Annotated in this window: 12 protein-coding genes and 1 pseudogene; 10 read left to right on the top strand and 3 right to left on the bottom strand. The window is 57.2% G+C overall.

Translation table 11 applies throughout. The features are described from left to right. Positions 1 to 126: 126 nt before the first annotated feature. Positions 127 to 795, top strand: a complete 669-nt coding sequence (locus ACWKXT_RS04650) for a GntR family transcriptional regulator (protein WP_454531808.1) — start codon at positions 127 to 129, stop codon at positions 793 to 795. A 117-nt stretch (positions 796 to 912) separates the two neighbouring features. On the opposite strand, the gene pqqU is transcribed toward ACWKXT_RS04650, so the two are convergent. Further along, positions 913 to 3,027 (bottom strand): TonB-dependent receptor PqqU, encoded by a 2,115-nt coding sequence (pqqU, locus tag ACWKXT_RS04645; RefSeq protein WP_454531807.1) that lies wholly within the window; start codon positions 3,025 to 3,027, stop codon positions 913 to 915. A gap of 242 nt (positions 3,028 to 3,269) precedes the next feature. Here pqqU and yncE point away from each other — a divergent pair, with 242 nt between their 5' ends. Continuing rightward, the gene (gene yncE / locus ACWKXT_RS04640; RefSeq protein ID WP_454526717.1) at positions 3,270 to 4,331 is read left to right on the top strand and encodes a 7-bladed beta-propeller protein YncE; all 1,062 of its coding nucleotides are present in this window, start codon (positions 3,270 to 3,272) and stop codon (positions 4,329 to 4,331) included. Between the two features lie 51 nt (positions 4,332 to 4,382). Here the strand turns inward: yncE and ansP are convergent, their stop codons facing one another. Both ansP and ACWKXT_RS04630 read right to left on the bottom strand, forming a co-directional pair. Further along, a complete protein-coding gene (gene ansP / locus ACWKXT_RS04635) occupies positions 4,383 to 5,879 on the bottom strand; it encodes an L-asparagine permease (protein WP_014883943.1) in 1,497 nt (498 codons plus the stop codon). A 304-nt stretch (positions 5,880 to 6,183) separates the two neighbouring features. Next, a complete protein-coding gene (locus ACWKXT_RS04630) occupies positions 6,184 to 7,098 on the bottom strand; it encodes a LysR family transcriptional regulator (RefSeq protein WP_454531806.1) in 915 nt (304 codons plus the stop codon). A 113-nt stretch (positions 7,099 to 7,211) separates the two neighbouring features. Between ACWKXT_RS04630 and ACWKXT_RS04625 the strand changes: the two genes are divergently transcribed. From ACWKXT_RS04625 to ACWKXT_RS04590, 8 genes and pseudogenes are all read left to right on the top strand, one after another. After that, complete coding sequence (locus tag ACWKXT_RS04625) at positions 7,212 to 7,610, top strand: (R)-mandelonitrile lyase (RefSeq protein ID WP_126544786.1); 399 nt, start codon at positions 7,212 to 7,214, stop codon at positions 7,608 to 7,610. 73 nt (positions 7,611 to 7,683) lie between these two features. Further along, positions 7,684 to 8,223 carry an AAA family ATPase gene (locus ACWKXT_RS04620; protein WP_454526718.1) on the top strand — a complete coding sequence of 180 codons (540 nt, stop codon included), beginning with the start codon at positions 7,684 to 7,686 and terminating at the stop codon, positions 8,221 to 8,223. Positions 8,224 to 8,333: 110 nt separating this feature from the next. Beyond that, positions 8,334 to 9,335: an LLM class flavin-dependent oxidoreductase gene (locus ACWKXT_RS04615; protein WP_454531805.1), complete on the top strand. Its 1,002-nt coding sequence runs from the start codon at positions 8,334 to 8,336 to the stop codon at positions 9,333 to 9,335. Beyond that, positions 9,332 to 10,453: an amidohydrolase gene (locus tag ACWKXT_RS04610; RefSeq protein ID WP_454531804.1), complete on the top strand. Its 1,122-nt coding sequence runs from the start codon at positions 9,332 to 9,334 to the stop codon at positions 10,451 to 10,453. Before ACWKXT_RS04615 ends, ACWKXT_RS04610 begins: the two co-directional genes overlap by 4 nt. Before the next feature lie 16 nt (positions 10,454 to 10,469). Next, positions 10,470 to 12,733: pseudogene (locus ACWKXT_RS04605) on the top strand (NtaA/DmoA family FMN-dependent monooxygenase). 9 nt (positions 12,734 to 12,742) lie between these two features. After that, entirely contained in the window at positions 12,743 to 13,252 is a 510-nt protein-coding gene (locus tag ACWKXT_RS04600) for a GNAT family N-acetyltransferase (RefSeq protein ID WP_454531803.1), read from the top strand. A 9-nt stretch (positions 13,253 to 13,261) separates the two neighbouring features. Continuing rightward, positions 13,262 to 14,188 carry an amino acid ABC transporter permease gene (locus tag ACWKXT_RS04595; RefSeq protein ID WP_454531802.1) on the top strand — a complete coding sequence of 309 codons (927 nt, stop codon included), beginning with the start codon at positions 13,262 to 13,264 and terminating at the stop codon, positions 14,186 to 14,188. Beyond that, positions 14,172 to 14,945 (top strand): amino acid ABC transporter ATP-binding protein, encoded by a 774-nt coding sequence (locus ACWKXT_RS04590; protein ID WP_454531801.1) that lies wholly within the window; start codon positions 14,172 to 14,174, stop codon positions 14,943 to 14,945. The genes ACWKXT_RS04595 and ACWKXT_RS04590 overlap by 17 nt, the downstream gene beginning before the upstream one ends. Positions 14,946 to 15,012: the final 67 nt, after the last annotated feature.

Here is a 15,012-nt window from a genome sequence, read left to right as displayed (position 1 = left end):
CATTTTTTGCTGTTTTTACGTACTTCCCACCACCAGGCATGACGATACAGGATATATCGGACCAGCGTCGTTTTATTTAAACTGACGTTTAAAAATAGCATTAAGTTTTAGCTACAGGAATTGAACATGCTTGATTTGGATCATTTAGAAAAAGCGCAAAGGATCAGTCTTACCATGCAAGTTGAACTGAGTTTGAAGGGCGCATTAATTACAGGCTCACTCAAACCTGGCGCACGACTGATTACAAAAGAGATCGCCGATAAATTAGGAACCAGCATTACCCCCGTTCGCGAGGCGCTGTTGCGTCTGGTGTCGGCAGGGGCGTTACAGGCCACACCAGCCCAGGCATTTCTGGTGCCAGAAGTCACGCTGGAGCGCTATAACGAGATTAACGCCATCCGCAAGCAGCTTGAGCCCATGGCGGTCGCTGCGGCCTGTCAGAATATGTCTGATAGCAAACTGGAGACGTTGCGCAAATTGTCAGATGCGTTTCATGACGCCATGCGCAACGGCAACGTCCAGCAGGCATTGCATGCGAATCGCGTCTTTCGGTTTACGCTTTATCAGTTTGCGGAAATGCCGACGCTCAGCGCATTAATTGAGCAGCTATGGGTGCGCATCGGACCCTGCATTAACTATCTGCACCAGGAGCTTAACGACATTAAGGAGGCGACGTATCACTATGATGAACTGCTTTCTGCCCTGGAACGCCGGGATGTTGACGCCAGCCAGAAGGCGATTGAAAAGTTGATTGATGAATCGAATACGCTTTTACAGCGACAATATTTTAACTGAGAGATTATTTAACAGAGCGACTATATACGTCATCCAATTATTTATCTGATGAATAACACCCGATGGCAATAAGCCATCAGGGGTTATTTCATTTATAAAATAAACTTTACTGTTTTCTTACTCGAAGCGATAAGAGACCGACAGCCCCACGCCGTAGTTACGGCCTGGTGCAGGCTCGTAATAGCGCCCGTTGGATTCGTTGACAATCACTGAGCCGACATACTCTTTGTCGAACAGGTTATCTACGCGGCCGAAGAGATCCATTCCCCAGTTGCCATAGTTGAATTTATAGCCGGTATTCAGCCCAACCACCGTGTACGAAGGTGCTTTTGCCGTGTTTTCGTCGTCGGCCATGATATCGCTCATATAGCGCACGTCTGAGCCCGCGTACCAGCCTTCTTCAGGCTGCCAGCCAAATGACGCATAGCCCATATTGCGGGCAATACCCGGCATGCGGTTGCCGTTACAGTCGGCGTCGCCACAGACGTTGGTTCGGTAGGTGGCATCCAGATAGGTCCACGCCATTTTCAGCTTCCAGTTCTCAGCGAACTGCTGATCGAGGGAAACTTCCACACCCTGACGGCGGGTTTTACCGGCATTTTTATAGCTGGTACGTCCGCCTGCGCTGGCATCCACCACGATCTCGTCATCCGTGTCCGTGCGGAACAGTGCTGCCGTCAGCAGGCCATTGCCCACGCGGGTTTTACTCCCCACTTCATACGTGTTGTTCGTGGAGGGCTGCAGGCCAATATTCAGGCCGCCCTGGTTATCGGCGCGATAAGAGAGTTCGTTGATGGTTGGCGTTTCGAATCCACGTCCTGCGGCCGCATAGAGGTTCCACGCGTCCGTCACCGCATACTTCACGGAGCCCGCCGGGAGCCACTTGTGATAGCTCGCCTCACCGCTGTCATCGCCGTTGCCCGGCGTTACGTAATGATCGTTGGAATCAAACCAGACAGAGCTGTAACGTACGCCCGCATCGACGGAGAGTTTCTGCGTCAGCTGCCAGCTGGTTTGCAGGTAAGGGTCAACGTTCCACATCAGGTTACGTTCGTTCCGTCGTTTATCACCCTTCACGCCGTAGTCAGGTACGCCGTTGTTCATCACGAAGTTCTCGTACCCGCGACGATCTTCACTCATGTTTTCATAGTTCAGACCGGTGGTGAAGGTGACCGGCACCAGCAGCTCGCCGCGGTGCGTCCAGCGGGTATCAACGCCCTGATAATGACGCTGCATATCAATTACGCCGCCAGAGTGAGAAGGTCTCAGCTGCGGCTGATAAGGGATCGACTGGTACTGCGTCATCTCACGCTCGCCGGCGTACATCATCACGCTGAGATCGTCCTGCGCGCTGAGCTGGCGGTCATAGCGCAGTCCGGCCTGGGTCTGCTTGATGGTCTTGCGCGTGTTGTACTGATCGCCGCGCGGAGACTGGCGCGGGTTATTCTGCCACTCCTGATAGCTCAGGCCGCCCGGATCGTTGGCCTTCATGTCCACGCTGTTGAAAACCAGCGTCAGCTTGCTCGCGTCGTCGATGCGTACGCCCAGTTTGGCGTTCGCGAGGTTTTTCCGCGCGCCGCTGTGGTCGCGGTAGCCTTTGGTGGTAAAGCGGGTTGTCGAAACCGTGTAATCCACATCCCCCGCGTGCGTTCCGTCACCCATTGCGCCGGTGGCTTTCATGCCATAGCGCCATGTCCCGTAGCTGCCGTAATAGCTGCTGGCCTCAATGGTCGGCGGCTGCTGACCGGTCTGGGTGTTGATGTTAATCACGCCGCCAGAGGCGTTACCGTAGAGGGCGGAGAAGGGGCCGCGCAGCACTTCAACACTGTCAATGCTGGAGAGATCGATGTTGGAGGTCTGGCCCTGTCCGTCCGGCATGGTGGCCGGAATACCGTCGACGTACATGCGGATACCGCGCACGCCAAACGTTGAGCGGGCACCGAACCCGCGCATCGAAAGCTGAAGATCCTGGGCATAGTTCTGACGGTTCTGAATTTGCAGTCCCGGCACGCTGCCGAGCGATTCAGAGAGATTAATGCGCGGCGCGGCATGACGCATATCCTCGCCATTTACGACGCTGACCGCCGCCGGGGTATCAAGCTCTGATACGGTCTGCGGCGTGGCGCTGACGATCATGGTTTGTTCCTCTGCGCTCATCGCATCAAGAGGCGCAAAAACAACGGGAACCAGCAGCAGCGGGAGTGATGCCTTACGGGCAGAAATGATTTTCATGAGTAAAACCGGTTGTGGTGTATAAACGAACCAAATGGAACATGTCCATACATGTTAAAGGTTTTGTAAATGTTTTGAAAACTATAACCGCACATTGCGTTAATGAAAGGCAGCAAGAGAAAGAAATACTCCACTTTTAATCTATTAATGATTACTATTCTCATTATCAGAACGGCAATGCCATGACGTTGCCAGCCGGAAGCGATGTCAGTAGTACACCCATTGTTAAAAAAGGAATTGTTATGTCTTTACGCCATCCGCGCTCGCCGCGACTGAGCACGTCTCTGCTGTCTGCCGCTTTACTGTTTGCCGGAACCTTCCAGGCGCACGCCGCCGGGGAGATGCTGCGTAAAGCGGTGGGGAAAGGGGCCTATGAAATGGCGATCAGCCAGCAGGAGAACGCGCTGTGGGTTGCCACGTCACAAAGCCGTAAAACCGACAAGGGCGGCATTATCTATCGTCTTGATCCGACGACGCTGGACGTGACGCAGGCCATTCATAGCGATCTCAAACCGTTTGGCGCCACACTCGACGGTGCGACGCAAACCCTGTGGTTTGGCAACACCATCAACGGCGCGGTGACAGCTATTGATGCGAAAACGGGCGACGTGAAAGGGCGCCTGGTGCTCGATAACCGCCAGCGCAGTGAAACTGTCAAACCGCTGCAGCCGCGCCAGCTGGTGGCGGATGATGCGAGCAACACGATTTACATCACCGGTGTTGGTAAAGAGAGCGTGATTTGGGTCGTGGATGGGGCAACGCTGAAGCTGAAAGAGACCATCGCCAGCACCGGCACATACAGCACCGGTCTGGCGCTTGATGCTAAGGCAAAACGCCTGTATACCACCAATGCTGACGGCGAGCTGGTCACCATTGATACTGCCACCAACAAAATCCTGAGCCGCAAAAAAGTGCAGGACGACGGTAAAGAGCACTTCTACCTGAACCTGAGTCTGGACACCGCCGGTCAGCGTGCGTTCCTGACCGATTCAAAACAGCCGGAAGTGCTGGTGGTGAGCCTGAAAGACGGCAGCGTGATGGAGAAAATCGCCGCGCCTGAATCGCTGGCCGTCCTGTTTAACCCGGCCCGCAATGAAGCCTACGTGACGCACCGTGAGGCCGGTAAGGTGAGCGTGATTGACGCGAAAACCTACAAAGTGACGAAAACGTTCGATACGCCGGTCTACCCGAACAGCCTGGCGCTCTCCGCGGATGGCAAAACGCTGTACGTGACGGTGAAACAGAAATCGACCCGCCAGCAGGAAGCGACCCTGCCTGACGACGTGATTCGTATCGCGCTGTAATATAAAAAAAGGGAAGGCATTTGCCTTCCCTTTTTGATCTTTACTGGATGCTTAACGTGACGTTTCTTCCACCAGCGGTGCGTCGTGTTTTTCATCGTCAGGATGAACCGGCGCGGTGCTGTGGATTTCGTGAACGCGCTTACGCACGCCGAACCAGCCAGCAATCAGCAGCACGGCCAGCAGCGGAATGGTGGCGATAGTATAGGTGCCGTTCGGGTAGTCGAACGCCATCAGTACCAGCACGCTAAACAGGAAGAGCAGGGTGAGCCAGGAGGTCACCGGCGCGCCCGGCAGCTTAAAGCTGACGTCAGCGGCTTTGCCTTCTTTAATGGCTTTGCGCAAACGCATCTGGCAGACCACGATAAAGGCCCAGGAGGCGATAATGCCGAGTGCGGCCACGTTCAGAACGATCTCGAAGACCTGAGACGGCACCAGATAGTTCAGGAACACGCCAAAGACGTATACCACCAGCGTGGCCAGAATACCGGCGTACGGCACGTGCTGTTTGCTCATCTTCGACATGAACTTCGGCGCCGAGCCGCCCATCGACATGGAGCGCAGGATACGGCCAGTGGAGTAAAGACCGGAATTCAGGCTCGAGAGCGCCGCGGTCAGTACCACGATGTTCATGATGCTGCCAACGTAAGGCACGCCGAGCTTAGAGAAGAAGGTGACAAACGGGCTCTGTCCGGCCTGATAGGCATTCCACGGCAGCAGCAGAACCAGCAGCACCACGGAGCCGACGTAGAACAGACCGATACGCCAGATCACGCTGTTAATCGCTTTTGGCACCATCGTCTGCGGGTCTTTACATTCACCCGCAGCGGTACCCACCAGTTCGATAGAAGCAAAGGCGAACACGACGCCCTGCACCAGCACCAGGGCGGGCAGCAGACCGTGCGGGAAGAAACCGCCGTTATCGGTTATCAGGTGGAAGCCGGTGGCATTGCCATCCAGCGGCTTGCCGCTGCCGAGGAAGACGGTACCGACGACCAGGAAGATCACAATGGCCAGCACTTTGACCAGCGCAAACCAGAACTCCATCTCGGCGAACCACTTCACGCCGATCATGTTCATGGTGCCGACGATCGCCAGCGCGCCAAGGGCAAAGACCCACTGCGGCACATCACCGAACGCGCCCCAGTAATGCATGTATAGCGCAACAGCGGTGATGTCGACGATACCGGTCATCGCCCAGTTAACAAAGTACATCCAGCCTGCCACGTAGGCGGCTTTTTCACCGAGGAATTCGCGGGCGTAAGAGACGAAGCTTCCGCTGGACGGGCGATGCAGTACCAGTTCGCCCAGCGCACGAAGAATGAAGAAAGAGAAAATCCCGCACACCAGATAGACCAGCGCGAGAGCCGGGCCAGCCATTTGCAGACGTGCGCCAGCACCTAAAAACAGACCCGTTCCGATAGCGCCGCCGATGGCGATCATTTGAACCTGACGGTTGCCCATCGCCTTGTGGTAGCCCTCTTCGTGGGAGTTCAACCAGCGACGTTTAGCAGCATGATGATCGGCTGCGCTTTTATTGCTTGTTTTCATTGAGTTACCTGTTTGCCTGTCTGAACCATTATCGTGATAGTCCTGCCTGGCAGAGCGCAATACAAACGATTGCTTCTGCGCAAACACATGCCGCCTTCCCAGTCATTCTGCGTATGGATAAGGCGAAACATGGCGAGGCATCCTACCTGCAATTCATAAGCGACGCAAAATATAACCGTGCCGAAAGTGATGCACGTCGAAGGAAATCGTGTGGTCAGAGCAGACGGGGATCACAACGCGCTGAAACGTGGCGAGTTTTTAGACAAAACGCGCGTTGAAGCGGTGCTTTAATCATCAGGTTTGCTTAATAATTACCTGTGGGTATCGATGACGGCTGACGCAGGGCATCCAGCAGCAGCTTGAAAGCGTGCGCATGCTGGCGACGACTGGGATAATAAAGGTGATATCCTTCAAAGGTCGGACACCAGGCATCGAGGACCTGAACTAACCGTCCTTCTGACACGGCCTTACTGATCGACGTTTCCGGCACGTAGGCCAAACCGAGACCGTTCTCGGCGGCATCGATACGCTGCGGCAGGCTGTTCAACGTAAGCTGTCCTTCAACTCGCACGCTAAAACCGCGCCCGTCGCCTTCAAATTCCCAGGCATATAATCCCCCAAGAGTGGGCAGGCGCATATTGATGCAGCGGTGCGTCGCAAGCTGCTCCGGGGTTTCCGGCACGCCAAAGCGCTCCAGATAATCTTCGGACGCGACGACGGCCATGCGCATGTCCGGCGCGATCCTCACCGCCACCATATCTTTCGCCACCTGTTCACCCAGGCGCACGCCCGCGTCGAAACGCCCATCAACAATATCGGTCAGGGCGTTATCCACCGTCACTTCAACGTTAATATCCGGGTATTGCGCCATAAAGGGTTTCAACACCGGCCAAAGTACACTCTCCATGGCATGTTCTCCCGCGGTAATACGGATATTCCCCGCAGGCCTGTCGCGCGTATCGCGCAGCGCCGTTAGCTCCTGTTCGATCTCCATCAGGTGGGGACGTAAGCGGATAAAAAGCTGCTCGCCGGCCTCGGTAGGTGCCACGCTACGGGTGGTTCGGGTCAACAGGCGAACGCCGAGTCGGGCTTCAAGATTGCGCATCGCATGGCTCAGTGCCGACTGCGAGACGCCCAGCTGTGCCGCGGCTCGTGTAAAGCTGCGCTCGCGGGTGACGACCATAAACGAGAGCAGATCGTTGAAATTGTCTTTTAACATGGCGGCTAGTCCTCATTTATGAATTCAGTTCATGTTTCCGTTCTGATTATGCACTCTAATGCTGCGGATGGCTTTGCGCTACTGTTAACGCAACAGTCAACGAGGAGTACATGATGAAAATTATCCGCAGCGGTTCATTACCGTCAGTAAAGGGGCCAGACGCCTGGTTCACCGGCACCGTGCGCATTGATGCACCGTTCCAGGCGACAGAACCGGCAAAAGTAGGCGGGGCCACGGTGACCTTCGAGCCGGGCGCGCGTACCGCCTGGCACACTCATCCGCTTGGGCAAACGCTGATTGTCACCCAGGGGCGCGGCTGGCTGCAGGAGTGGGGTAAAGAGGCGGAGCCGCTTAACCAGGGCGACATCGCGTGGATACCGCCGGGCGTCAAGCACTGGCACGGCGCGTGTGCGCAAACGGCGATGACTCATATTGCCATCGCCGAAGCGGTAAACGGCAGTCCGGTTGAGTGGCTGGAGAAAGTGAGTGACCTGCAGTACCCGAATGATTAGCTATTGAGCGTGTCGGTGACAAAAAGAAAGGGATATGATGCGATCCTTTTTTTCAGCATAGTCAGGCGGAACGGTGAAAATCAATATTATCGGCACCAGCGGGAGTGGTAAAAGCACGCTTGCCAGACGCATCGCGACGGAGCTGTCGCTCCCGTATATTGAGATGGACAGGCTGTACTGGCGCCCTGACTGGCAGGGCACACCGGATGAAGTGCTGCTAAATACGCTGGCGGATACGCTCGCTTCCACGCCCGGCTGGGTGCTTGACGGCAATTACAACCGTACTCGTCATGTGAAGTGGCGCGAGGTGGATCTGGTGGTGTGGGTAGACTACGGGTTCATCCGCACGCTCCGGCAGGCGGTGACGCGCGCGTTTAAACGCGCATGGCACCAGCAGGAGCTGTGGCCCGGCACCGGAAACCGTGAAAGCTTCCGCCGATCATTTTTTAGCAGGGAGTCCATCATCATATGGACCCTCAAAACCTGGCGCAGCAATCGCAAACGTTATGAAGCCGATATGCAAAACCCGCGATATGCCCACATTCACTTTGTCCGCATCACCCGACGTCAGGAGGCGGAGGCGCTGATTTCATCCCTGAAATCACACCGCTAGCAGGGTTTTACATATCTGATTTCCGGCAAACTAAATGTAAATTAATTGTTTCTCAGTGGTGAAATCCGCCTTTAATAATGTCGACATGTTAAGTCAAACGAGAACGCAACATGTCATGGCGAATCAGCATTCTGGACAAAAGCCCCATCGCTGAAAATGAAACGGCTGCCGATGCGCTGGCGAGGACGTTAGCGCTGGCGCAACAGGCGGAAAGTCTGGGCTATCATCGCTTCTGGATTGCCGAGCATCACAATACTCCACAACTCGCCAGCCCCTCGCCGGAGCTGCTGATTGCCTGGATCCTCGGGCAGACAAAGCGCATCCGCGTGGGCTCTGGCGGCGTCATGCTTCAACACTACAGCCCCTATAAAGTCGCTGAAAACTTTAATCTTCTGGCTGCGCTGGCCCCGGGCCGCGTGGATCTGGGCATCGGGAAAGCCCCTGGCGGCCTGCCGCTCTCGACCCGCGCGCTGCAGCTTGGCTTGCATCCTCAGGAAAAAGGCAGCTTTGCCGAACAGCTGACGCAACTGGACGGCTGGATACGTCCTGAAAACCCGTCGGCGGAAGAGGCCGTTCGCGCCACACCGCTGCCGCCGGTCCCTGCCCAGGGCTTTCTGCTGGGCGCCAGTACCGAAAGCGCGCTGCTCGCCGCCTCACTCGACTGGCACTTCGTCTTTGCCGCGCACCTGAACGGCGACCCGGAGTTGCTGCGCGAGGTGGTATCGATCTGGCGTAAGAACAGCGCGCGGGAAGTGATTGTGGCGGTGCAGGCGATTGTCGCGCCGACCCAGGCTGAAGCGGACGCGCTGGCGCAGAAGGTCGAAGTGTGGGGCGTTGAGCTGGCAAACGGCCAGCGCGTGACCGTCGCCAGCGAGGAGCAGGCCTACGCCTTTGCCCGTCAGGCAGGCAGCGAACCGGTGCGCATTGCCCGTCGGGCGCAGTCGCTACTGGCGGGTACTGCGGAGTCGGTGCTTGAACAGCTTAACGCGCTGCATGCGCAGTGGGGTATTGATGAATTTATCATCGACACGCCGATCGCGGAGGGGGCAACGCGCGTTGCGTCGCTGCGTCTGCTGGCAGGGGCGCGTCTTAACAGGGAGGCCACCGTATGAGCTTCGGTGAACAACTGATTGCCTGGCGCCGCGAACTGCACCAGAACCCGGAGCTATCCGGCCAGGAAGTAGAGACCACCGCTCGCCTGCGCCAGTGGCTGACGAATGCCGGTATTACCCTACAGCCATACGACCTGCCGACCGGACTGGTGGCGGAAATTGGAACCGGTAACAAGCTGATTGCGCTGCGGGCAGACATTGATGCCTTGCCAATTGAAGAGCGCAGCGGCGTGCCGTTTAGCTCTCAGCAAGCGGGCGTGATGCATGCCTGCGGACACGATATTCACACCAGTGTGATCCTCGGCGCCGCGTTAAAGCTCAAAGAGCGGGAAGCCTCGCTCAACGGCCGGGTGCGTATCCTGTTCCAGCCTGCTGAAGAGAATTTTGGCGGTGCGAAGAGCATGGTGCGCGCCGGTGCCCTGCGTGACGTCAGCGCCATCTTCGGCATGCATAACGAGCCCGGCCTGCCCGTGGGCGAGTTCGCCACGCGCGGCGGGCCGTTCTATGCCAACGTCGATCGCTTCGTGATTCGCATTACCGGCAAAGGCGCACATGCGGCCCGTCCGCATGAAGGCAACGACGCCATTGTGCTGGCGAGCCAGCTGATAACGGCGCTGCAAAGCGTCGCCAGCCGTAACGTCAACACGCTGGATTCGGTGGTGCTGAGCGTAACGCGCATCGCCGGGGGCAATACATGGAACGTGCTGCCGGAAAGCGTCGAGCTGGAGGGCACGCTGCGCACCCACCGCACGGAGGTGCAGCAGAACGTGAAGGCCCGCGTGGGCGAAATCGCCGCCGGGTTTGCCAGTGCCTTTAGCGCGCAGATCGACATCACATGGTATGCCGGGCCCACCGCGCTGGTGAACGACGAGCGCTGGGCTGACTTCGCGACCTCGGTCGCCAGAGAGGCAGGCTACGAAACCCGGCATGCGGAGCTGCATATGGGCGGAGAAGATTTTGCGGTCTACCTGCAGTCTGTTCCCGGCGCGTTTGTCAGCATCGGCAGTAATAGCCCGTATGGTTTACACCATCCGGCGTTTAATCCTGACGAAGCCCTGATTGAGCCCGCAGCCCGCTATTTTGCACAGCTGGCAGAAAAAGCCCTGCAACACGTTTAATTCTGGAGAGGTAAATATGTCTGCACATCGTCAACTGCGGCTGGGGACCATTTTGCATGGTGCATCCGGAAATATGTCCGCCTGGCGTCATCCTGCGGCCACCGCTGACGCCAGCATCAACTTTAATTTTGTTAAAGAGACGGCGTTAAAAGCGGAGGAGGGCAAACTCGACTTTCTGTTCGTTGCTGACGGCCTCTATATCAATGAGAAATCGATCCCCCATTTTTTAAACCGCTTTGAACCGTTAACGGTGTTATCTGCGCTGGCGAGCATCACCTCGCGGCTGGGGCTGGTGGGAACCTTATCCACCTCCTACAGCGAGCCCTTTACCACGGCGCGCCAGTTTGCCAGCCTCGATCACCTGAGCAACGGCCGTGCGGGCTGGAACGTGGTGACCTCGCCGCTGGAGGGCTCGGCGAAAAACTTTTCCCGTGAAAAACACCCGGAACATGCTCTGCGCTATCGCATTGCCGATGAGTACCTCGACGTGGTGAAAGGGCTGTGGGATTCCTGGGAAGGCGATGCGTTCGTACGTAATAAAGAGAGCGGTCAGTTTTTTGACCCGGCCAAACTGCACACCCTGGATCACCACGGTGATTTCTTCCAGGTTGCCGGACCGCTGAATATTGGTCGCACCCCGCAGGGGCGTCCGATTATTTTTCAGGCGGGCGCGTCGGACGACGGGAAAAAGCTGGCGGCGAAACATGCCGACGCCATATTTACGCATCACGAAACGCTCGACGAGGCAAAAGCCTTTTACCGCGATGTGAAACAGCAGCTGGAAACAAACGGCCGTCGTGCGTCAGATTTACATATTTTCCAGGGCGTCAGCGTTATCGTGGGTAAAGATGCCGAGGACGTGGAAAAGCAGTACCAAACCACGGCGGCGCTGGTATCGATTAACGATGCCCTCAATTACCTCGGGCGCTATTTTGAACATCACGATTTCAGCCAGTACCCGCTCGACGAGCCGTTCCCGGATATCGGCGACTTAGGCAAAAACAGCTTCCGCAGCACCACCGATGAAATCAAGCGCAATGCCGCCGAGCGCAACTTAACCCTGCGTCAGGTGGCGCTTGAGGCCGCATCGCCGCGTCCGCGTTTTTCCGGTACGCCGGAAGAGGTCGCCGACGGCCTGCAGGCCTGGTTTGAAGGCTATGCCGCAGACGGTTTTATTATCCAGGGCGGCACGCCGGACACCTTCCCGCGCTTTGTTGACCAGGTGGTGCCCGTATTACAGGCCCGCGGCCTGTTCCGCACCGACTACCCTGGAACCACGCTGCGCGAAAGCCTTGGCTTAGACCAACCGAAAAACCAGTTCACACAACAATAAAAGAGAACTTCGCTATGCAAAAAACAACGCTTATTCTGGCGCTCGCGCTGGCCTTTACCCCTGCCGTCTGGGCAGAGAATGTAAATATTAACGGCACCGGCGTGAGCATTGAGGCCAATAAAACGCCGATCAATACCGCCAAAAACAGCGAGGCGGTGGCGCAGTTGCCGAAAGATTATCGCTTCGCCGTGCCGGGGAAATTTACCGTGGCAGTGGCGGGCCTGAATCAACCGCCGCTGACGGTGTTTTCCGATGACAACAAAACGCTGCTCGGGAGTGAAGTTGACGTCGCCCGTCTGGTCGCCGACAGCCTCGGGCTTGAACTGAACGTGGTGCCAACGTCGTGGGAAGACTGGCCGCTGGGCGTGGCTTCCGGAAAATACGATGCGGCCATCAGCAACATCACCGTGACCAAAGAACGCAAAGAGAAGTTTGATTTTGCCACCTACCGTAAGGACTCCCTCGGTTTCTACGTGAAATCGACCAGCCCGATCGAATCGCTTCAGAAGGCTGAGGACATCGCCGGGCTGCGGATTATCGTGGGTTCCGGGACCAATCAGGAGGCCATCCTGCTGGCATGGAATGCCGAAAACCTGAAGAAGGGGCTGAAGCCCTTTACCCCGATCTACACCAAAGACGATGCGGCACAAACGCTGGCGCTGCAGTCCGGGCGCGCGGATGCCTACTTTGGTCCGAACGTGATCGGCGCATGGAAAGCGGCGCTGACCGGGAAAACCAAACTGGTAGGCAGCGTCGACGGCGGCTGGCCGAAGGCGGCGCACATTGCGGTGACGCTGAAAAAAGGCAGCGGGCTGGTTGAGCCGGTGCAAACTGCGCTGAACGGCGTAATCAAAAACGGCGATTACGACAAAGTGCTCAACCGCTGGGGGGAAGGCGTTGAGCGCATTCCCCAGTCAGAAGTGAACCCGGCGGGCCTGGGTGATTAAGGAGGCGTTATGCGTGAACAATTTCGTGACGTTTCGCCGGAAGATGCTGAACTCCAGCCCATTATTGAAGGGCTGTTCGGTGAATATGCCGCCCGCTACGGGGATTACTTCTCTAAAGACGCGGAAGTTGAACTCACCGAGTGGTATTTAGCGCCACAGGGGCTGTTTATCGTGCTGGAGCGCGACGGAAAAATCATTGCCACCGGTGCGTATAAACCCTTCGACGAACGCACCGCGGAGATCAAACGCATCTGGACGGACAAAAACCTGCGTCAGCAGGGGCTCGCCGGGCGCGTGGTGCAGGAGCTGGAGCGCAGGGCGGTGCTGGCGGGTTACAGCCAGATCTACCTGACCACCGGTTTTCGCCAGCCCGAAGCGGTGCGGCTGTATCTCAGCCAGGGCTACCAGGCGCAGTTCGATCTTAACCGCGATCCGGAAGAGTACAGCCAGCCGCCGTTTGACGGTCGGCTGCGCTTCACTAAGACGCTGGTACGCGAAGCGTTCAGCAAAACCGCATAAGGAGCGACGATGAGCAACGTTGAAACCATTAAGGTGGTCCCGGCGCGTTATCCGCTGCGGACCGTCGGCGCCGCGGTGGCGCTGTTTGTGCTGGCGGTGGTGATCCAGTCCGTTGCCTTCAACCCGCGCTGGGAGTGGGCGGTGTTCGCCCGCTGGTTTTTCGACCCGGTTATCCTCGAAGGCGTAGGGCAGACCTTACTACTCACCCTGATCGGTACCGCGCTGAGTGTGGTGTTGGGCGGCATGCTGGCGCTGGCGAGACTCTCCTCGTCATGGTTGCTGAGCAGCCTGGCGTGGGGCTACATCTGGCTGTTTCGGTCGCTGCCGCTGATCGTGGTGCTGATCATTCTCTACAATTTTTCCTATCTCTACGACACGCTTTCTCTCGGCGTGCCGTTCACCGGCATTAGCTGGGGCAGCTTTGAGACCATTAACGTGCTCGGGCAGTTCTCCACCGCCGTGGTGGGGCTGACGCTGGTGCAGAGCGCCTACACCGCCGAGATTATTCGCGGGGGCTTCCTCGGGGTGGATCACGGCCAGTATGAAGCGGCCGCCGCGCTTGGCCTGCCGGCCTGGCGACGTACGGTGCGGATCATCCTGCCGCAGGCGCTGCGCACCATTCTGCCGTCCGGGTTTAATGAAATTATCAGCCTCGCCAAGGGGACGGCGATGGTCTATGTCCTGGCGATGCCGGAGCTGTTTTATACCATCCAGATGATCTACAACCGCACCCAGGAGGTGATCCCGCTGCTGATGGTCGGAGCCGCCTGGTACCTGGTGATTACCACCGTTTTGTCGGCCATTCAGTATGTTGTTGAGCGCGGCCTCGCCCGCAGTGAGCGTCGCTCTGCCGTCAATCAGAACCGCGACACCCGACGTGTCCGTTCCGTTACCACCACGCCCGCACAGGAGCCCGTTCATGCAAGCCTCTCCTGAAGGACATATTTCGATTACCGGGGTCAGCAAGTTTTTTGGCCGCCATAAGGCGCTCGACAACGTTTCGCTTGAGATCCCGCCGGGTTCCGTGACGGTGATCCTCGGGCCGTCCGGCTCCGGCAAATCAACCCTGCTGCGCACCATTAACCACCTGGAGCGCGTTGACGAAGGATTTATCCAGATTGACGGGGATTACATCGGCTATCGCCGTCAGGGCGACAAGCTTTACGAGCTGAAGGAGAAGGAGATCCTCAAACAGCGCGTCAACGTAGGTTACGTGTTCCAGAACTTTAATCTCTTCCCGCATCTGACGGTGCTGGAAAACCTGATTGAAGCCCCCATAGCGCACAAAAAGCTCAACAAAAAAGAGGCGCTGGAAAGGGCGTACAGCCTGCTGGACGTGGTTGGGCTGCGGGATAAAGCCGATGCCTGGTCGCGCCATCTTTCCGGCGGACAGCAGCAGCGTATCGCCATTGCCCGGGCGCTGGCGCTGCGCCCCCGCGTGATGCTGTTTGATGAGCCCACCTCGGCGCTCGACCCTGAACTGGTTGGCGAAGTGCTGGACGTGATCAAAAAGCTCGCCCGGTCCGGCACCACGTTGGTGGTGGTCACCCATGAGATCGGTTTTGCCCGCGAGGTGGCGGATCAGGTGGTGTTTATGGTTGACGGGAAAATCGTTGAGCAGGGAAGCAGCGACGAGGTTTTAAACCGTCCGTCGCACCCACGAACGCGCCAGTTCCTCTCTAAAGTCCTGTAAGGATCGCAGATGAAATTAACAGGCGGTCAGCCCGCCTGGGATAACCTGTTCATGGTGCTCTACACTT

This window comes from Enterobacter sp. UPMP701 (assembly GCF_053709515.1).
This window is presented reverse-complemented; position numbering and strand designations above follow the sequence as displayed.

Bases quoted from the DNA above. Each gene is read 5' to 3' on its own strand.
- ACWKXT_RS04650 (WP_454531808.1), top strand. From the start codon at position 127: ATGCTTGATTTGGATCATTTAGAAAAAGCGCAAAGGATCAGTCTTACC.
- pqqU (WP_454531807.1), bottom strand. From the start codon at position 3,027: ATGAAAATCATTTCTGCCCGTAAGGCATCACTCCCGCTGCTGCTGGTT.
- yncE (WP_454526717.1), top strand. From the start codon at position 3,270: ATGTCTTTACGCCATCCGCGCTCGCCGCGACTGAGCACGTCTCTGCTG.
- ansP (WP_014883943.1), bottom strand. From the start codon at position 5,879: ATGAAAACAAGCAATAAAAGCGCAGCCGATCATCATGCTGCTAAACGT.
- ACWKXT_RS04630 (WP_454531806.1), bottom strand. From the start codon at position 7,098: ATGTTAAAAGACAATTTCAACGATCTGCTCTCGTTTATGGTCGTCACC.
- ACWKXT_RS04625 (WP_126544786.1), top strand. From the start codon at position 7,212: ATGAAAATTATCCGCAGCGGTTCATTACCGTCAGTAAAGGGGCCAGAC.
- ACWKXT_RS04615 (WP_454531805.1), top strand. From the start codon at position 8,334: ATGTCATGGCGAATCAGCATTCTGGACAAAAGCCCCATCGCTGAAAAT.
- ACWKXT_RS04610 (WP_454531804.1), top strand. From the start codon at position 9,332: ATGAGCTTCGGTGAACAACTGATTGCCTGGCGCCGCGAACTGCACCAG.
- ACWKXT_RS04600 (WP_454531803.1), top strand. From the start codon at position 12,743: ATGCGTGAACAATTTCGTGACGTTTCGCCGGAAGATGCTGAACTCCAG.
- ACWKXT_RS04595 (WP_454531802.1), top strand. From the start codon at position 13,262: ATGAGCAACGTTGAAACCATTAAGGTGGTCCCGGCGCGTTATCCGCTG.
- ACWKXT_RS04590 (WP_454531801.1), top strand. From the start codon at position 14,172: ATGCAAGCCTCTCCTGAAGGACATATTTCGATTACCGGGGTCAGCAAG.